This is a genomic window from Bacillus sp. PDNC022 (assembly GCF_016919285.1).
GTDB classification, from domain to species: domain Bacteria; phylum Bacillota; class Bacilli; order Bacillales; family Bacillaceae; genus Bacillus; species Bacillus safensis.
The window spans coordinates 110,653-127,538 of the sequence record NZ_CP070345.1 but is presented as its reverse complement, the minus strand read 5'-3'; the positions used below and the strand labels follow the sequence as shown (position 1 = coordinate 127,538).

Annotated in this window: 17 protein-coding genes; 7 read left to right on the top strand and 10 right to left on the bottom strand. The window is 40.6% G+C overall.

Annotation, left to right across the window (positions count from 1 at the left end; all coding sequences use genetic code 11):
• Nucleotides 1–96: 96 nt before the first annotated feature.
• The 5 genes from JVX94_RS00740 to JVX94_RS00720 form a co-directional block, all read right to left on the bottom strand.
• Nucleotides 97–711, bottom strand: a complete 615-nt coding sequence (locus JVX94_RS00740) for a LysE/ArgO family amino acid transporter (RefSeq protein ID WP_205184261.1) — start codon at nucleotides 709–711, stop codon at nucleotides 97–99.
• A gap of 132 nt (nucleotides 712–843) precedes the next feature.
• Nucleotides 844–2,424 carry an acyl-CoA synthetase MbcS gene (gene mbcS, locus JVX94_RS00735; RefSeq protein ID WP_205184259.1) on the bottom strand — a complete coding sequence of 527 codons (1,581 nt, stop codon included), beginning with the start codon at nucleotides 2,422–2,424 and terminating at the stop codon, nucleotides 844–846.
• A gap of 226 nt (nucleotides 2,425–2,650) precedes the next feature.
• Complete coding sequence (locus JVX94_RS00730) at nucleotides 2,651–2,863, bottom strand: alpha/beta-type small acid-soluble spore protein (protein WP_024424829.1); 213 nt, start codon at nucleotides 2,861–2,863, stop codon at nucleotides 2,651–2,653.
• Nucleotides 2,864–2,952: 89 nt separating this feature from the next.
• Nucleotides 2,953–4,158, bottom strand: a complete 1,206-nt coding sequence (gene thiI, locus JVX94_RS00725) for a tRNA uracil 4-sulfurtransferase ThiI (RefSeq protein WP_205184257.1) — start codon at nucleotides 4,156–4,158, stop codon at nucleotides 2,953–2,955.
• A gap of 4 nt (nucleotides 4,159–4,162) precedes the next feature.
• The gene (locus JVX94_RS00720) at nucleotides 4,163–5,305 is read right to left on the bottom strand and encodes a cysteine desulfurase family protein (protein ID WP_205184255.1); all 1,143 of its coding nucleotides are present in this window, start codon (nucleotides 5,303–5,305) and stop codon (nucleotides 4,163–4,165) included.
• Between the two features lie 207 nt (nucleotides 5,306–5,512).
• Between JVX94_RS00720 and brnQ (JVX94_RS00715) the strand changes: the two genes are divergently transcribed.
• Entirely contained in the window at nucleotides 5,513–6,856 is a 1,344-nt protein-coding gene (gene brnQ / locus JVX94_RS00715; RefSeq protein ID WP_144471380.1) for a branched-chain amino acid transport system II carrier protein, read from the top strand.
• Nucleotides 6,857–7,067: 211 nt separating this feature from the next.
• A complete protein-coding gene (gene brnQ / locus JVX94_RS00710) occupies nucleotides 7,068–8,411 on the top strand; it encodes a branched-chain amino acid transport system II carrier protein (protein WP_205184253.1) in 1,344 nt (447 codons plus the stop codon).
• A 41-nt stretch (nucleotides 8,412–8,452) separates the two neighbouring features.
• On the opposite strand, the gene ezrA is transcribed toward brnQ (JVX94_RS00710), so the two are convergent.
• Nucleotides 8,453–10,156, bottom strand: a complete 1,704-nt coding sequence (gene ezrA / locus JVX94_RS00705; RefSeq protein WP_205184252.1) for a septation ring formation regulator EzrA — start codon at nucleotides 10,154–10,156, stop codon at nucleotides 8,453–8,455.
• 340 nt (nucleotides 10,157–10,496) lie between these two features.
• Between ezrA and hisJ the strand changes: the two genes are divergently transcribed.
• Nucleotides 10,497–11,312, top strand: a complete 816-nt coding sequence (gene hisJ, locus JVX94_RS00700) for a histidinol-phosphatase HisJ (RefSeq protein ID WP_095409292.1) — start codon at nucleotides 10,497–10,499, stop codon at nucleotides 11,310–11,312.
• Here hisJ and refZ read toward each other — a convergent pair.
• Nucleotides 11,282–11,947, bottom strand: a complete 666-nt coding sequence (gene refZ / locus JVX94_RS00695) for a forespore capture DNA-binding protein RefZ (protein WP_095409293.1) — start codon at nucleotides 11,945–11,947, stop codon at nucleotides 11,282–11,284. The genes hisJ and refZ overlap by 31 nt on opposite strands.
• Nucleotides 11,948–12,073: 126 nt before the next feature.
• On the opposite strand from refZ, the gene JVX94_RS00690 reads away from it, so the two are divergent.
• Both JVX94_RS00690 and rpsD read left to right on the top strand, forming a co-directional pair.
• Nucleotides 12,074–12,571: a GAF domain-containing protein gene (locus JVX94_RS00690; RefSeq protein WP_095409294.1), complete on the top strand. Its 498-nt coding sequence runs from the start codon at nucleotides 12,074–12,076 to the stop codon at nucleotides 12,569–12,571.
• 301 nt (nucleotides 12,572–12,872) lie between these two features.
• A complete protein-coding gene (gene rpsD / locus JVX94_RS00685) occupies nucleotides 12,873–13,475 on the top strand; it encodes a 30S ribosomal protein S4 (RefSeq protein ID WP_039180654.1) in 603 nt (200 codons plus the stop codon).
• Between the two features lie 288 nt (nucleotides 13,476–13,763).
• On the opposite strand, the gene JVX94_RS19490 is transcribed toward rpsD, so the two are convergent.
• Complete coding sequence (locus JVX94_RS19490; RefSeq protein WP_017358303.1) at nucleotides 13,764–13,850, bottom strand: putative holin-like toxin; 87 nt, start codon at nucleotides 13,848–13,850, stop codon at nucleotides 13,764–13,766.
• A gap of 284 nt (nucleotides 13,851–14,134) precedes the next feature.
• Between JVX94_RS19490 and JVX94_RS00680 the strand changes: the two genes are divergently transcribed.
• A complete protein-coding gene (locus JVX94_RS00680) occupies nucleotides 14,135–14,683 on the top strand; it encodes a hypothetical protein (protein ID WP_205184250.1) in 549 nt (182 codons plus the stop codon).
• Between the two features lie 50 nt (nucleotides 14,684–14,733).
• On the opposite strand, the gene JVX94_RS00675 is transcribed toward JVX94_RS00680, so the two are convergent.
• Both JVX94_RS00675 and JVX94_RS00670 read right to left on the bottom strand, forming a co-directional pair.
• On the bottom strand, nucleotides 14,734–15,300 hold the full coding sequence (locus JVX94_RS00675) for a cysteine hydrolase family protein (protein WP_144484963.1): 567 nt from the start codon (nucleotides 15,298–15,300) through the stop codon (nucleotides 14,734–14,736).
• 315 nt (nucleotides 15,301–15,615) lie between these two features.
• The gene (locus JVX94_RS00670; protein ID WP_095409297.1) at nucleotides 15,616–16,263 is read right to left on the bottom strand and encodes an esterase/lipase family protein; all 648 of its coding nucleotides are present in this window, start codon (nucleotides 16,261–16,263) and stop codon (nucleotides 15,616–15,618) included.
• Between the two features lie 201 nt (nucleotides 16,264–16,464).
• Between JVX94_RS00670 and JVX94_RS00665 the strand changes: the two genes are divergently transcribed.
• Nucleotides 16,465–16,830 (top strand): antibiotic biosynthesis monooxygenase family protein, encoded by a 366-nt coding sequence (locus tag JVX94_RS00665; RefSeq protein WP_205184248.1) that lies wholly within the window; start codon nucleotides 16,465–16,467, stop codon nucleotides 16,828–16,830.
• Nucleotides 16,831–16,886 lie beyond the last annotated feature (56 nt).

Sequence of the window (16,886 nt, the reverse complement as noted above, 5' to 3'; positions counted from 1 at the left end):
CTCATGCAGGATTGGGTTGCTGCACTTCCAACATGTACAAAAAAAGCGCTGGATCATTACGTCCAAACGCTTCTTTGTTTCATTCTCTATGTACCTTTACACAATCAATTGATACGCAATGTATAATGCAACCAGCCAGATCATGACCGCCGAAGCTTTATTGATACGGTTCATCCACTTGCCGTTTGTATCTAACTTTCCTAACATCTTCCCTAAAAGGGCGAGCCCAATAAACCATAACCAGGACACGATGATACAGGCAAGTGTAAACGCCAGCTTTTCTGTCCCGCTATATTGCAGCGAATTCGTACCAATGACACCTATCGTATCGAGAATCGCGTGGGGATTTAAGAGAGAAACTGAACAAGCAAATACAATTTGTTTTCTTGCAGGCATTAATTTCTGCTTCTCTTGATCACCTGATGATGAGCTTGTGTTCCATACAGACCATCCCATATACACTAAAAAGCAGAAACCAATGATATAAAGACCGATTTGCAGCACAGGAATGGTAAACACCACAACAGAAACCCCTATGACAGCTAAAGCAATTAAAAGTGTGTCACAAAGAGCAGCCGTGATGACGACAGGCAATGCTCGATAAAAACGAGGCTGCAGCGCTCCTTGTTGAAATACAAATACATTTTGTGCGCCCAAAGGTAAAATGAGACCAAAGGCAAGTACAATTCCATGAATGATCGCAATGGACATCTACTAACATTCTCCTTTTTCAGAAATTCCTACATATTTTAACACAAAGTATCCTGCCTGCTTTCAATGAATTTCATTTTCCATACAAAAAAAGCGCTGGATGTTTCCATCCAAACGCTTCTCACTTCTTTATTATTTACCTTTTCGTGCAAGCTCTCTTTCTCTCAGCTCTACACGGCGGATTTTCGCTGACGGAGTTTTTGGCAGTTCGTCAATGAATTCGATTTCTCTTGGGTATTTGTACGGTGCTGTTGTGTTTTTCACATGTGTTTGCAGCTCTTTGATCAATTCATCACTTTGCGCAGTTCCATCACGAAGGACGACGTATGCTTTGACGATTGATCCTCTGATTTCATCTGGGCTCGCCACAACTGCACATTCCTTCACTGCTGGATGCTTGATCAGTGCATCTTCTACTTCAAACGGTCCGATCGTATAGCCTGAGCTGACAATGATGTCATCTCTGCGGCTTTCAAACCAGAAGTACCCATCTTCGTCTTTTTTCGCGCGGTCACCCGTAATGAAGTAATTTCCTCGGCGCTGCGCCTTTGTACGCTCTTCGTCTTTATAGTATTCCTTAAATAAAGCCGGTGTTTCGAGATGGACCGCAATGTCTCCAATTTCTCCAGGTGCGCAGACGTTTCCGTCCTCATCAATGATATCTACTTCGTTGCCAGGGGTTGGTTTCCCCATACTGCCTGGCTTGATATCCATCCCTTTTAGCACCCCTACGAGCAGTGTGCTTTCTGTTTGGCCATAGCCGTCTCGTACTTCTATATCGAAATGCTTTTTGAATGTATCAATGACTTCACGGTTCAATGGCTCTCCCGCAGAAACAGCACTATGCAGCTTCGGCAGCGCGTACTGACTCAAATCATCTACTTTTGCCATAAAGCGATATTCTGTCGGTGTACAGCATAGGACATTGATTTCATTTTTTTGAAGCAGCTCTAAGTATGTATTTGGATTGAATTTTCCTCCATACACAAAGCCTTCTGCTCCACTTCCTAACACAGATAAGAGGGGACTCCACACCCATTTTTGCCAGCCTGGTCCTGCTGTCGCCCATACTTTATCTCCTTCATTAATGGAGAGCCATGCTTTGGCAGCTGTGCGTAAATGTGCATACGCCCATCCGTGTGTATGAACAACCCCTTTTGGGTTCCCTGTTGTACCTGATGTATAGGATAAAAACGCCATGTCTGTGCGCTTTGTATCAGCCAATTCAAGTTCGTTTGATTGCTCTTCCTTTTGCGCTAGAATGTTTGTCCAGCCATGATCGTTTTCACCGATTGAGAATGTTTTAAAATCGTTTGGCTTTTTGGTTCCGTCGAACGATTGAATGAATGAAGAGTAAACGATCGCTCCCTTTGCTTCTGCATGTTCAATTCGGTAATCTAAATCTTTCGCACGCAGCATTTCAGAACAAGGAATCACGACCATTCCTGTTTTTAAAATCGCTAAATAAATGCTGTATGCCTCGAGCATGCGCGGCACCATCACAATGATTTTATCGCCTTTTTTGAAGCCTGCATTTAATAAAACATGTCCAATTTTATTTGCTTCTTCCACTAATGCTGCATATGTCACATGCGCTTCGTGGCCATTGCCGTCCTGCCAGTGCAGGGCCATTTTCTCCTTGTCATGACTGAACGCTTCAATCTCACTGACTAAGTTATATTGTTCTGGTGCAATTAAGTCTTCTCTTTTCATGGTACAGCTCCTTTTAGCCTCTTTCTTATGAAACGAAACATGTTTCAATTTACCTATTCTAACACTCATAACTGAAAAATGCTTGAATTAGGACCTACTCCTAGTATTATGCCATAATTTTTTAAATCCGTCTCCTTTTTTAAAAATATTCTAACTATTTATATGTACAAAAAGAAAAGAGCGGGAATGATCCCGCTCATAAGCCATAGCTTTTTAATTGTGTGTCTTAGAAAGATCCGCCACCCATATGTTGTTGAGCGTAAGATACAAGACGCTTAGTGATTTCTCCACCAACTGATCCGTTAGCGCGAGATGTTGTTTCTGCACCAAGGTTTACACCAAATTCAGAAGCGATTTCGTACTTCATTTGGTCGATAGCTTGTGCAGCGCCTGGTACTAGTAATTGGTTAGAACTGCTTTGTCTGTTTTGTTGAGCCATGTGTTCTCACCTCCTTGTGAATATAGAATGTGTAGAAACACATGACTTCATGCGATTGATTTTATGGTAATTATTATGAAATTTTCGTTTTAGAATAAATCAGCGAATTCGTCTGCCGCTTTCTTTTCATTTGTCACAATAATCGTTTCAATTTGCTCTACTGCCTCGTCCAGCATCGGCTCAAAATCTGCAAAGCTTTCGTAGCGTTCTACCTTCTCAAGCTTTGGTTTTGTTTTAGGGGACGGCGGCGTAAAGATCGTACAGCAATCCTCAAAAGGCTGAATGCTTGTATCGTATGTGCCGATTCGTCTTGCTTCTTCAATAATGTCATTTTTATCGACAGCAATGAGCGGGCGGATGATTGGTGTATTGGTCACATGGTTAATGGCATACATGCTTTCAAGTGTCTGACTTGCCACTTGACCAAGGCTTTCACCGGTAATAATTGCAAGAGCATCACGCTTTTCTCTTATTTTGTCAGCTATTTTCAGCATCATTCTTCTTGTTGATGTCATCGTATAGTTTTCAGGTACTTGTTTGTGGATCAGTTCTTGAATTTTTGTAAATGGTACAATATGAAGCTTTACTTCGCCTCCATATGCTGCCAGGCATTCTGCAAGATCAATGACCTTTTGCTTGGCACGTTCACTTGTATACGGCGGACTAAAGAAATGCACAGCTTCAATTTGAATTCCGCGTTTCATCGCTTGATAGCCGGCAACAGGGCTGTCAAAGCCGCCTGAAAGCATGAGCATCGCTCTTCCACTAGAACCAACCGGCAGGCCGCCTGCACCTTTGACATCCTTAAATGTAATGTACGTCGCATGCTCTCTTATTTCAATGCGTAAATGCACATCCGGTTGTTTCACATTGACCGTTAAGTTTTCCGTATTCCTTAGAACATGTCCGCCAATTTCGCGGTTCATTTCATTTGAATCAAGTTCAAATTGTTTATAAGAGCGTTTTGTTGAGACTTTAAATGTATTTCCTTGTTCATATACTTCCTGTACAGCTGTTAGTGCCGCATTTTTAATCGCATCTAGATTCGTTTCACATTTAACCGCAAGACTAAAACTCTGAATGCCAAATACACTTTTGAGCTGTTCTGAAATCAGATCAGGGTCTTCTCCGTTCAGCATAATCGTGATACGGTCTCTATCAGATGCATACTTTAATGCTTCAAAATCCTTTAAGACGTACCGAATGTGCTGTCTTAGTTTTTCAATGAATTTCTTTCTATTCTTCCCTTTTGTTGAGATCTCACCAAAACGGACTAAAATATGATCATATTTCATGCTGTTATCTCATTCCTTTTAATTTTTTCACACTTTGTGCGATCGATGTGATGATTTGCGGCGTTAGCTCTGGCCCTTGTCCATACGTCAAGCTGATTCTCATACTGCTTTTGGCTACTTCTTCTGGTTTTCCCATTGCCAGCAGTACACGGCTCGGCTCTTTTTTCTTGGCTGAGCAGGCAGAGGTTGTAGAAACATATATGCCTTCTTTTTCAAGCATATGGAGGAGGACTTCGATTTGAATACCCGGCACTGAAAAATTCACAATGTGCGGCGCACTTTGCGCCTGCGGTGTGTTCATCACAATACCTTCTATGTCTCCAAGCTGTTTTTGCAGCTGCGTTTTTAAGTTCAGCATCTTATCATGATGCTTGTTCAGCTGTTCAAACGATTGTTTCATGGCTTTTGCTAGGCTGACAGCTCCAGCAGGATTTTCAGTGCCCGAACGAAGACCTAATTCCTGCTCTCCTCCAGTAATGAAAGGGGCGAGAAAGGTATCTTTCTTTAAAAAGAGCGCTCCTGTGCCTTTTAAGCCATGAATTTTGTGGCCTGACATCGTCAAAAGATCTACATCCAGCTGTTTATTGAGTGCTACTTTGCACATTCCCTGCACCCCGTCGACATGAAAAAGAGCGTTTTTGGCATGCTCACGAATGATGCCAGCAGCTTCTTCAATCGGCTGGATGGCACCCGTTTCGTTATTGACGTGCATCATGCTGACAAGCACTGTATCAGGACGAAGCACTTTTTTTAAATGCGTCATATCTGCATGGCCTTGCTCATTTACTTGAATATAGGAGATATCAAAACCAAATAAAGCCTTCAGCTGTTCAAACGATTCAATGACAGAAGGATGCTCAATTGCTGTCGTCACAATGTGCTTGCCACGATTCATTTTGGCGAGAGCTGCTCCCTTAATGGCGATGTTATTCGCTTCTGTTGCACCAGAAGTAAAAATAATCTCATATTGTTTCAAGCCTGTATAGTGAAGCATTTGTTTTCTCGTTTCATTTAACAGCCGGCTTGCATCTATTCCGAGCTGATGAAGCGAAGATGGATTTCCAAAATAACGCTCACTCACTTGCTGATATACTTGTAAAACCTCTGGATAAGGCTTCGTTGTTGCACTATTATCAAGATAGATCATAAATGTAACTCCTTACAAAAAGCTTAAAAAATAAATGCAATTATATGTTACCATAATGAAGTCAGACAGAGAATTTTCTGAAAATGGCAGTTGACAACTTTTCATTTTCACTATATCATCCTTAGTGCAATTGTCACATAAACATTTAAATTGTCAGAATATTTTAACTTGAGACACTACACTGATTGAGATTGAGGAGGGACTATTTTGAAAAATAGTTTAAGTATAAAAGAGACGATAGCTATTGGTCTAATGCTTTTTGCATTATTCTTTGGCGCAGGAAATATGATTTTCCCACCTGTTCTTGGACAATATGCAGGTGAGAATGTATGGCTCGCCATCGGTGGATTTTTACTCACAGGAGTAGGTCTTCCGCTTCTAGGGGTAATTGCAGTCGCACTGACAGGTACCGGTGCAAAAGGCCTTGCTGATAAAGCTCATCCTAAATTTGGAACCATTTTCACCGTCATTCTGTATTTGTCCATTGGACCATTTTTCGCTATTCCGAGAACAGGTACGGTTTCGTATGAGATAGGATTAGCTCCTTTCCTGTCAAGTGCCCAATCTACTTCATGGGTACCGCTATTCATCTTTACCGTTGTGTTTTTCGCCATTTCATATCTGCTCGCGTTAAATCCTTCAAAGCTGGTTGATCGAATTGGTAAAATTTTAACACCGATCTTATTAACGGTTATTGCCATTATTGTCATTAAAGCCATTGCTACGCCAATGGGAATGATCGGTGCTCCTGATGCAACATATAAAGCAAACCCGCTCTTCACTGGCTTTTTAGAAGGCTATAAAACAATGGATGCTCTTGCTTCTATCGTTTTTGGGATCGTCGTGGTAACAGCTGTTAAAGACAGAGGCATTACGGAGCGTAAATCTCTTGCAGCAGCTTGTATTAAAGCAGGAGTCGTGGCTGCTATTGGACTGGCACTCGTGTACATTTCACTTGCCTATGTGGGTGCTTCAAGTACCGATGCAACGGGAATGGTTGGAGCAAATGACGGCGGCAAACTTCTTTCACTTTCTGCCAACTTTTTATTCGGTTCTGCTGGTAACATTGTACTTGGCGCAGCCATTTTATTTGCTTGTTTAACGACGAGTGTTGGACTTATTTCATCTTGCGGGGAATATTTTTCAAAGCTTTTCCCTAGCTTTTCTTATCGGTCAGTCGTTCTAATTGTTTCTTTATTTAGTACACTGGTTGCAAACCTTGGATTGGCACAAATTATTTCTCTATCTGTTCCAGTACTTGTGACCATCTATCCATTGGCCATTGTCATTATTTTATTGTCATTCCTTGACCGCTGGATTAACGGTAGAAGACTCATTTATATCGTATCTCTCATCTTTACTGGTTTCTTTGCCATCATTGATGGATTATTAGCAGCCGAAGTCAATCTAGGGGGCTTGCCTAAGATCTTAGGTTCAATCGTTCCGTTTTACGATTTAGGGATTGGCTGGATCGTACCAGCTATTCTCGGAGCTGTGATTGGTTTACTTATTTCGATGTTTACCAATCCGCCGAAACAGCTCGCCTCCTAGTTATCGTGAACCAAAACATCCTCTTCTTCTGTGGAAGGGGATGTTTTTTATTGTTCTTCATATACTAAAATAGAAAAATTCATGACTTTTGTACGAAAACACATGTTGACATCAGGCGTACATCCTTTATAATTAGTGAATGTTAATGAAGAACCGTTTTAGCAGCTAATTAACAGAATATTTCAACATAATATTGGAGGCTTTATATTCAATGAAGGCAACATTGTCGACAAAAGATACGATTATTATAGGTTTTATGTTATTTGCTTTATTCTTCGGCGCCGGAAATATGATTTATCCACCAGAGCTTGGGCAATATGCCGGAACAAATGTATGGAAAGCAATGGGCGGATTTTTATTAACAGGTGTCGGTTTACCTCTACTCGGTATTATTGCGATTGCTTTGACAGGGCGTGATGCAAAAGGACTTGCAGATAAGGCTCACCCAGTGTTTGGAACAGCATTCACCGTCATTTTATATTTATCCATTGGGCCGCTTTTCGCTATTCCGCGTACAGGAACAGTTTCGTATGAGATTGGGGCATTACCATTTTTATCAAGTGTGCCAGCTTGGCTGTCCCTTCTTTTATTTACACTCGTCTTTTTCGGTATTACGTATTACCTTGCATTAAATCCAACAAAAATCGTGGATCGTGTAGGGAAAATATTAACACCGATTAAATTTACGATCATTTTGATTATCATTGTCAAAGCCATTTTGACACCGATGGGCGTCATTGGTACACCAGATGTATCTTATAGCAACGGATCGTTTTTCAAAGGGTTTTTAGAGGGCTATAAAACGATGGATGCTCTTGCTTCGATTGTATTTGGAATTGTGGTCATCAACGCGATTAAAGGACGCGGTGTGACAAGCAAAAAGGCACTGGCTTCTGCTTGTATCAAAGCGGGTTTGATTGCAGCTGCTGGATTAACCTTCGTTTACCTATCACTTGCGTATCTAGGTGCTTCTAGTACACATGCCATTGGATTCATTGGAGATGGAAGCAAAATCTTAGCTCAGTCTTCTCAGTTCCTTTTCGGCAGTCTAGGAAATATTGTGTTAGGTGCCGCCATCACAGTCGCTTGTTTAACAACAAGTATTGGTCTTGTTACATCATGTGGAGAGTATTTCTCGAATTTACTTCCTAAGCTTTCATATAAAATGGTCGTGACACTTGTTACATTATTTAGTTTCATCATTTCTAACTTTGGACTTGCTCATATTGTTGCTTTCTCTGTTCCAGTCTTAACAGCGATTTATCCGCTGGCGATTGTGATCATCGTTCTATCACTTGCTGATAAATGGCTTGGACATAGAAGACCAGTATATGTCCTCTCGTTAATTTTAACAGGGTGCATCAGCTTATTTGACGGCTTAGCAGCAGCAAAACTTCCAATCGGTCCAGTAAAAGACTTCTTCCAAACAGTGCTCCCTTTTTATGACCATGGCATTGGCTGGCTTGTCCCTGCGATACTTGGAGTCGCAATTGGGTTCGTGATCTCCCTTTTCACTTCTTCTGCTTCAGAAGAACGCCAGAAACAGGCGTCATAATACAAAAAAAGCTGAAGTCCTATCAATGGACTTCAGCTTTTTTATTGATGCTGATATTCTTTTTCTTGCTGAGCTAATAGCTTCTGAACGGCTCCAGGTGATGCTTTTTCCACAGCAGCTGCTGCTACATCAAATGAACCGCTATAATCATACGCATAAAATCTTCTCTCTGCCTCTTTTAATTGTTCTGAAAGAATATGATTTTGGCTTCTAAAACGATTGCCGTATTGAATGATTCGTTCAATTTGATCCACTTTAGTGAGCATTTCTTCCGTCTCATCCACAACATGTCTCACTGTGTCAGAGGCTTCTTTTAATTGCCCATTCACGGCTGGCATGTTGAGCGGCAGGTTCTCCAGCTGCTGCTGCACTTGCTGAATCATCTCCTGCGACTTTTCAGCCTGCTCTTTCATGTCAGCAGGTACACCTGGAATATTGCTTTTTTGCAGCTGACGCACTGTGTCTGTCAGCATCGTTTTAAGCTCAGCCAGTGTTTCTCTCGCTTGGAGCTCTTCTTTTCTTAATGATTGAAGATGATCTTTAAACGTGTCATGCAATGCTTTTGCTTCATCGATAAAGGTCTCAAGCTGATTGATTTCATCCATTAATAATGAATATGCTACGTGGTCACGATCAAGCTTCTCGCGAATTTGTTTCATGAGCTTTTCAATTTCTTCTAAGCGTTTTTCGAACGCCTTCTGTTGATCAAGCTCTCCGGCTGTCAGTTTATAGCTTTCTTTTACAAGAGCTGTTTCTGCCTTAGTTTGGGTGTGATCCTGCTCGAGCTTTTCAAATGCTTCCGTCAGCTCAGGCATTTTGCTTTTGATTTCCTGACCTGCTTCTACTTCCGCTTCCAGCTGATCATACAGCGTCTGAATGGCATCATCAATCATTTGCAGAATGCTTGATGCCTCATCCAAATTGAGTTCATCAATAAGCAGTTTTTCCGCACGGGTCAGTTGTTTGTTTAAGTTCTCAAGCTCTTTAGTGATCTGGATGTGCTCGAGCTTGTAGCCTTTGTCTGTCATTTCTTTATATCCGTCTTTCAGCTTCGTCAGCTGGCCTGGTACGGTTTGTTTGCAGTCTGCAATGAGCTTCGGTACATCATTGATATACAGTTGAAGCTGATCGAGTCTGCGGTCTTGCTCAAGCAAAATCTTTCTTGCTTTCATATAGTTGCCGTTTTCTGTCTCTTCCTCGTACTGCTTGATCCCTTCCCAGGCCTCGTCTAAGTCCTGCTCCATTTTGTCATAAAGGGTACCATATAAATGGCTGTACGCAAGCAGATTTTTTCGAACTGTTTGATATTGTTCTTTGACCTTTTCAATGTCCTTGCGATTTTGCTCCTCGCTTGTGACAAGGTCTGCAATCTCTTTTAAAATGTCTTCAATGTTCGAATCAGCAGCACTCAGCAAGTCCTCAATGTGCGTTAGAACCTGCTTGGCTTTGGAGAATCGATATTTATCAGAATACTCTTCTGCATCATATAATAGCTCCTCTACCTTTGGAAGATGGGCTGTGACGATATCGTCCCACTCTGCACGCCATCTTTCAAAAAATTGCTCTGTTTCTCCGGTCATTTTTAAATGTTTGATTTTTGAAATTTCTTCTACAATTGATCTGTTTAAAATTTCAATTTTCCATGCTTCCAATCGGTCAATTTCTTTATATATATTTTTTCGCAGAAAATAACCGACTGAAAACAAAGCAAGCAAAATGACAATTAAACCGATGATTAACTCCATAATGAGCCCCCTTGTTGTGATCTAAGTGATGTCAGGGTAAAAGTGTCCCGAGTAGACCTGAGAACCCTTTCGTGTCCGCTTTGCATTTGTTTTTTATAAGCAGGATCGTATGTTTTCCAATACCATCCATTCACGGTTTTATGTATGTTTTTTCAAGAAAGTATTTGTGCGCTTTCTATCATTTGATCACACGTATCAATGTGACCTGCTTTTATGTATGCGGAAGCTGTCGTTTTCATTGTTATTATGATACCATGTAACCAGCATTTTTGGTCATGATTTTTCATTATTTTCGCTGATAAACATCACGTTTTTCAAAATATCGACAAGAGGTGACGACATGCTGAAACAAGATGCACATCTACATACACCGTTTTGCCCGCACGGCTCGCTTGATCCTTTTCATTCTTATATTGAAAAAGCCATCAAAAAGGGATTTGATTCCATAACCTTTACCGAGCATGCCCCGCTGCCTCCATCGTTTCAAGATCCAACACCTGAGCAGGATAGTGCCATGAAGCTCCAAGACCTTGAAGCGTATATAACGAAACTGGCTCAGCTGAAACAAGAATACAAAGGGCAATTAATAGTAAAAACTGGACTTGAGGTTGACTATATCAAAGAGTATGAAGAGGAAACAAGAACCTTTTTAGACTGCTACGGTTCAGAACTAGACGACGCCATTTTATCTGTTCACTTTCTTCCTGCTGGCGATGATTATATTTGCCTTGATTTTGACGAGCATGCCTTCCAGCAGCTAATAAGCATCTATGGCAGCATCGAACAGGTCTACCAAAGCTACTATGACCAAATTCATTCTTCTATTCTATCATCTTTAGGCCAATATAAGCCAAAGAGAATCGGTCATATCACCCTTGTCCAGAAATTCAAACAGCTTTTTCCATATGAAATGTCACCTGAACTTTGTCAAAAGGTCACCCTTTGCCTTGAAGAAACGGCAAAAAAAGGCATGTCCTTAGATTTTAATACATCAGGTCTTCGTAAAACATATGCCAGAAGTATCTATTTAGATCCATGGATGATTGACCTTGCCAAAAAGAAAAAAATTCCGCTCATATTCGGCTCTGATGCCCATCAAGCGGAAGATCTCGGATATGCTTATGATCAATTCGAGGACATCATGAGGTTCAGATGAAAATCTAGTGACGGCTCTTTTGGTTCTAACAGATGATGAAGCGAGCGGCTCAGCTCCTTAAAGTACATTTGATAGAAATACGGCTCACTTGGGTTCAAATAAAGCACCTCTGTTAAATATTGCGGCTGTAAATATGGCATCATAAGAAGTGATTTTAGCTGAATCATAAAGGATGCAAGTGAAAGCTGCTCACAAATAACATGGGTGCTTTTTCCTTTTTCAATGATAAGCTGAAACAAATACTTTTCTTTTGTTAAATATGTCGACATGATTTCTCTGATGAGTGTCGAATCAATCGTCACCTCCCGATAAACGAAACGGGTTAATTGACGGTGCTTGTGCTGATAAGATAAAATATCAAAAACCACATGTAGTAAACATTCTTTTGCGTGACGGGTTTCCATGTGATGGAGATGTGATTCAATCATCTGAATATAACCTTCATAAAAATCGGATACGAGCTGCTCAAGCAGCCCTCCTTTTCCTTGAAAGTAATAAGAAATGTGGGCAACGTTGACATTCGCTTCCTTCGCAATCTCACGGACAGAGGTTCCAGAAAATCCTTTTTGGTTAAAAAGTCTGATGGCAGCATCCATAATACGGTCTTTTGTTTGCACGGTTGTTGATGTTTTCATCCGCTCACCCCTCTTCATGTGTACATACTTCAAGATGAAGGCGGAAGTTCCTTTTACAATTGCTCGACAAATCCCACATGCGAGACGCAAGTTATGTATTTTTAAGATAGAAAGTAGGAGATTTTCATGTTTCATGTCGAAAAACAGTCTGGCGATCCTTCAAAAGACTACCAATTGCTTGTCAAACAGGTAGAAGCCATTACAGATGGTGAACCTGATCTGATTGCCAACTTGGCAAATGCAGCTGCGTTACTCTATCACACACTTCCTGAAGTCAATTGGGCAGGGTTTTATTTAGCAAAGGACGGCGAGCTTGTGCTTGGACCGTTTAACGGACTGCCTGCATGTGTGCGTATCCCTTCTGGAAAAGGTGTTTGCGGTACAGCATTTGCGACTGGTGAAGTACAGCGTATCGCTGATGTCCATGCATTCCCTGGACATATTGCCTGTGATGCAGCATCGCAATCTGAAATAGTCATTCCGCTCAAGGTCAATGGACAGATCATTGGGGTGCTCGACATTGACAGCCCTGTGAAAGACCGCTTCAGTGAAGTAGATGAGACCTACCTTATTCAATTTACAGACATTCTCCAACAGGCGTTATCCGTCTCAACAGATGCGTAATCATGCAGAAAAAAGCAGGCACATTGTCTGCTTTTTTATTTTTCTTTATATAATGGGGAACGTCACCTTTACCTCTAAATAGGTTGACTTCTCCTATCCAGCGTCATATAATAGAGTTTGTGTGAAATATGGCAGCCTTTTTGTTCGGCTTTTTTGTATCATTTTGTTCCTTCTATATGAAGGTGCATCTTGTAACTCCCTGCTGCTGGAGCGAGGATGCATGAAAACATAATGACGAAAAAGAGGAAGAACAGACGGTTTTTATTTTTCACAAATAAAAACAATAAGGAGGAGTCACATTATGGCTCGCTATACAGGTCCAAGTTGGAAGATTTCCCGCCGTTTAGGCATTTCATTAAGCGGAACAGGTAAGGAACTTGAAAAACGCCCTTACGCTCCAGGCCCACATGGTCCAGGACAACGCAAAAAACTATCTGAATACGGTTTACAATTACAAGAGAAGCAAAAACTTCGTCACATGTACGGTGTCAACGAACGTCAATTCCGTACACTATATGACAGAGCTGCTAAACTTCCTGGTAAACAAGGTGAAAACTTCATGATCCTTCTTGAAACTCGCCTTGACAACCTAGTATACCGTCTTGGCCTTGCTCGTACTCGCCGCCAAGCTCGTCAGCTAGTAAACCATGGTCACATCCTTGTTGATGGAAGCCGTGTAGACATCCCATCTTTCTCTGTGAAACCAGGTCAAACGATTGCTCTTCGTGAGAAATCTCAAAACCTTGCAGTAGTGAAAGAATCAGTTGAAGTAAACAACTTCGTTCCTGAATACCTTTCTTTCGATGCTGAAAAGCTTGAAGGAACTTTCACTCGTCTTCCAGAGCGTTCTGAATTAGCGCCTGAAATCAGCGAACAACTAATCGTTGAGTTCTACTCTCGTTAATTTCATTACTTCTCTAAGAGAGAGCAAAAAAACCCTAGATCCCTTGATTGTTCAAGGATTTCTAGGGTTTTTTGTTTCGGGTCAAACATATAAAGTAAAAGCTAGTGTATGACAGTGTTTAACAGCATCCTTTTTATGTTATAATACAAATAGAATTAGCGTAAAATAAAAGAAGCCAGGATGCTGTCACATCCCGGCAATGCACAAATGCTTGGCTCAAAGTGAGCTGGCTAGAAGGTACGCAATAAATGGACCTACCCTACAAGTTGTCTAGGCTCAAAGGGTGGTCTATTTCTTTTTGTCTATATACGTCAACAAAGCAAGTATAAACATCCCAAATAAAAACATAAGGGACAATGCTTGAAAAGTTGACATAGGCGTCACCCCCTTTCAAGGGGATTTAGCCAAGACCACCTTTGAGTAAGCCGTACATTTGTACATTCTCTATTATACATGAGATCATTGGAAGAAACCTCCCATTTTCAAAAACCTCTTTTCCTCGACCGTTCCCTCCATTCTTACTTCAATCAAACCTGCCTCGATTTCCAAATACAAATATAGGAAACAATTCATTGAATTGCCTTTTTTCTATTGGTACAATAATGATGGATGACATATCAGTCGTATGGTCTTCTATAGTACTTAGATGGAGGAGTTCCATGTTTAATATCATAATCATTCTATTCTTACTTTTAATCTTATCAGTGATCACCTATTCTCTTTTAAGAAAAAAACAGGTTATCGATGAGCCGCCCAATAGACTTGCTGTATGTCTATTTATCTTTCTGCTCTTTTTTTCTCTCTGCTTCGCGATCGCGGTCCAATGTATATTACTATATATCGTCGTTTCAGGTGTGAATTTTCTTTTTGAGGATTACATCACGTATGAGTCGTTTTTTTCTTTGATCTCATTCTCTTTATTCGCAAGTGTCATCGCCGTTTTTTGGTCACCTTTTCTGTTATTTATAGGAAAAGGACTGGCTTATCTCCTTAAACTTCCTGTATGGCTCACTTATGCTTTGGAATGGGTGAGTTCTTGGATCGTTTTATATCTCTCTATCAACTATATCCTTCACATCAATCTAGTGAATGTATCAATAGGAGATTACGGTATATTGATCTTATCATTCTTTGTCAGTTTTATATTTATTGAGATTGATCTCGTTTACTCACGTATGAAACAACGTAAACAATCACTGAACACATAGACTTAGCATGAAAAAAGCCCCTAGATATCTTTCTAGGAGCTTTCAATCGTTCATTCTTGACCTGTCCATTTTGTGATGAGCTGCTCTGTTGTCATAACAGTCGCAAATTCATCATGCAGGGTTGCAAGTGAGAGCCGGTGGATCGTTTCTGGGTCAAAATATGTACCGTTTTGATCTGTTAGTCCAAAGGCGGCTGTTGCATCTGATATCAAGTACGTATCAAAGCCAAGATTTCCGCTCATTCTTGTGGTCGTTGATACGCAGTGAGGGGTTGTTAATCCTGCTATCACGACCGTGTCAATCTGGTTTGATCTTAGATGTTCCTCTAAGTTAGTGCCAATAAAGCTGCTGTTGACTTTCTTTTGTATCACTGTTTCTTCCTCTAGCGGGTTAGCAATATCTTTGAAAAGGTGCCCTTCATTTGCCGGATGAAATACAGAGTCCGGATTGTCGGATGTATGCTGAATATGAATCACTTTCCAGCCTTTCTCTCTCCAAAACGTCAATAGCCTGCTGATATTTTCCTCTGCCTCTAGGTTATTGCGTTCTCCCCATTTTTCATGCTCGAACGCTTTTTGTACATCTACAATGATGAAAGCCTTTTGATTCGTTTTCAAAAACGCCCACCTCCGAATATTCACATTCACTACATGTAGTGTAAGGAATAGCGGACGTTTTGTACATGTTTTTATTTGGCTATGTACGATGTTTTGTCTGTTTTTGCATCAAAAAGACAAACCACACACTGGCCATGATGTAATAGATACCAATGATCGATGTACAGTTCGACACTACCTCACCTATTTGAACCGATTTGATCATCTTCATCCAGATGAAATAGATGACCTTTATCAATATCTCTTACATCTAACAGCTGCCATATGCCAATTGACATTAAAAAAGACAGCATATACCGCTGTCTTTTTCGTTTCTTAATTCGTATTCTGTCCTCCGCCGTTCAGTCCTTCTTTAATATACCCTTTCACTTGGCTTGAAGTTAATAGACCGATATGTCCAACGCCGTGAATCAGGACGTTTCTTGCGCCAATTAAACGAGAGAGGCTGTTGACGACGATGAGATCAGCTGAGCTATAGACGGATGTGTAAAGAATTTTTTGATTTGGATCTGTGCCTGGTAATGCTCTGCTTGAAACAAGTCCGTTTGCTCCACCAATTGTGACAACGTTTTCAATTTTATCGCCGCCATCTAGATTCTTAATATAGTATAATGTGTTCGCCCCGCCCATACTATGAGCCACAATATCTACTTTTTTGGCACCCGTTTTGTCTAACACATCTTTGACGAATCTAGATAGACGCGGTCCATTGTTGCGGTTATTTCCTGTTTTGTCTATGAAATCGATAGCATATAATTGGTTTCGATCCCAGCCTTGTCCAACCAAGTAACTTTTAATAGAATAAAAGTTATAAGAGGCACCGCCAATGCCATGTACCATTACAACTGGATTATGCTCAGCCGCCTTCACCTCTTTCGGCTGGATAAAAGCCATTGAACCAATCACCAATGCAAGCGCAATGAGAATTTGCAAACTCCTTTTCTTAAATAGAATCACTTTCATTCCCCCTTATTCATCTTATACGACTCTATTTTATACAAGAAAAATATGTCAGAAAAGTGAACAAGGTAATGTTTATGAGATGATTTTACAAAAATATAAATAATCAAAAAGCACCTTGGACTTTTTTAAATTAAAACAAAAAGACTACGAGACCTTCTTTCTTTCATATATAATATCAATAGACAAAGGAGGTTCTACTAGATGCTATTTACTCAAACACCTGCACCACCCTATTATGCCGTGATTTTCACATCAAAACGAACAAATGTCGAACAGAAACAATACGATACGGCTGCTCAAAAAATGGAAGAATTAGCGAAGGATTTAGATGGATTTCTTGGAATAGAAAGTGTACGAGATGAACATGGTGTTGGAATCACTGTCTCTTACTGGGATTCATTAGCAGCCATTAAAGAATGGAAAGCACATACAGCACATCAGCGTGTTCAAAAAAAGGGGAAAAAAGATTGGTATGAATCCTATACAACCCGAATTTGTAAGGTAGAACATGCTTATACAAACAAAGATTCACTCCTTGAACAAGAAGAAAACGACCCTGTAAAATAAACAGCTAAATTCATCCTTCTAAAAAGAAAAGCACCTCAATGTATACGAACATTGGA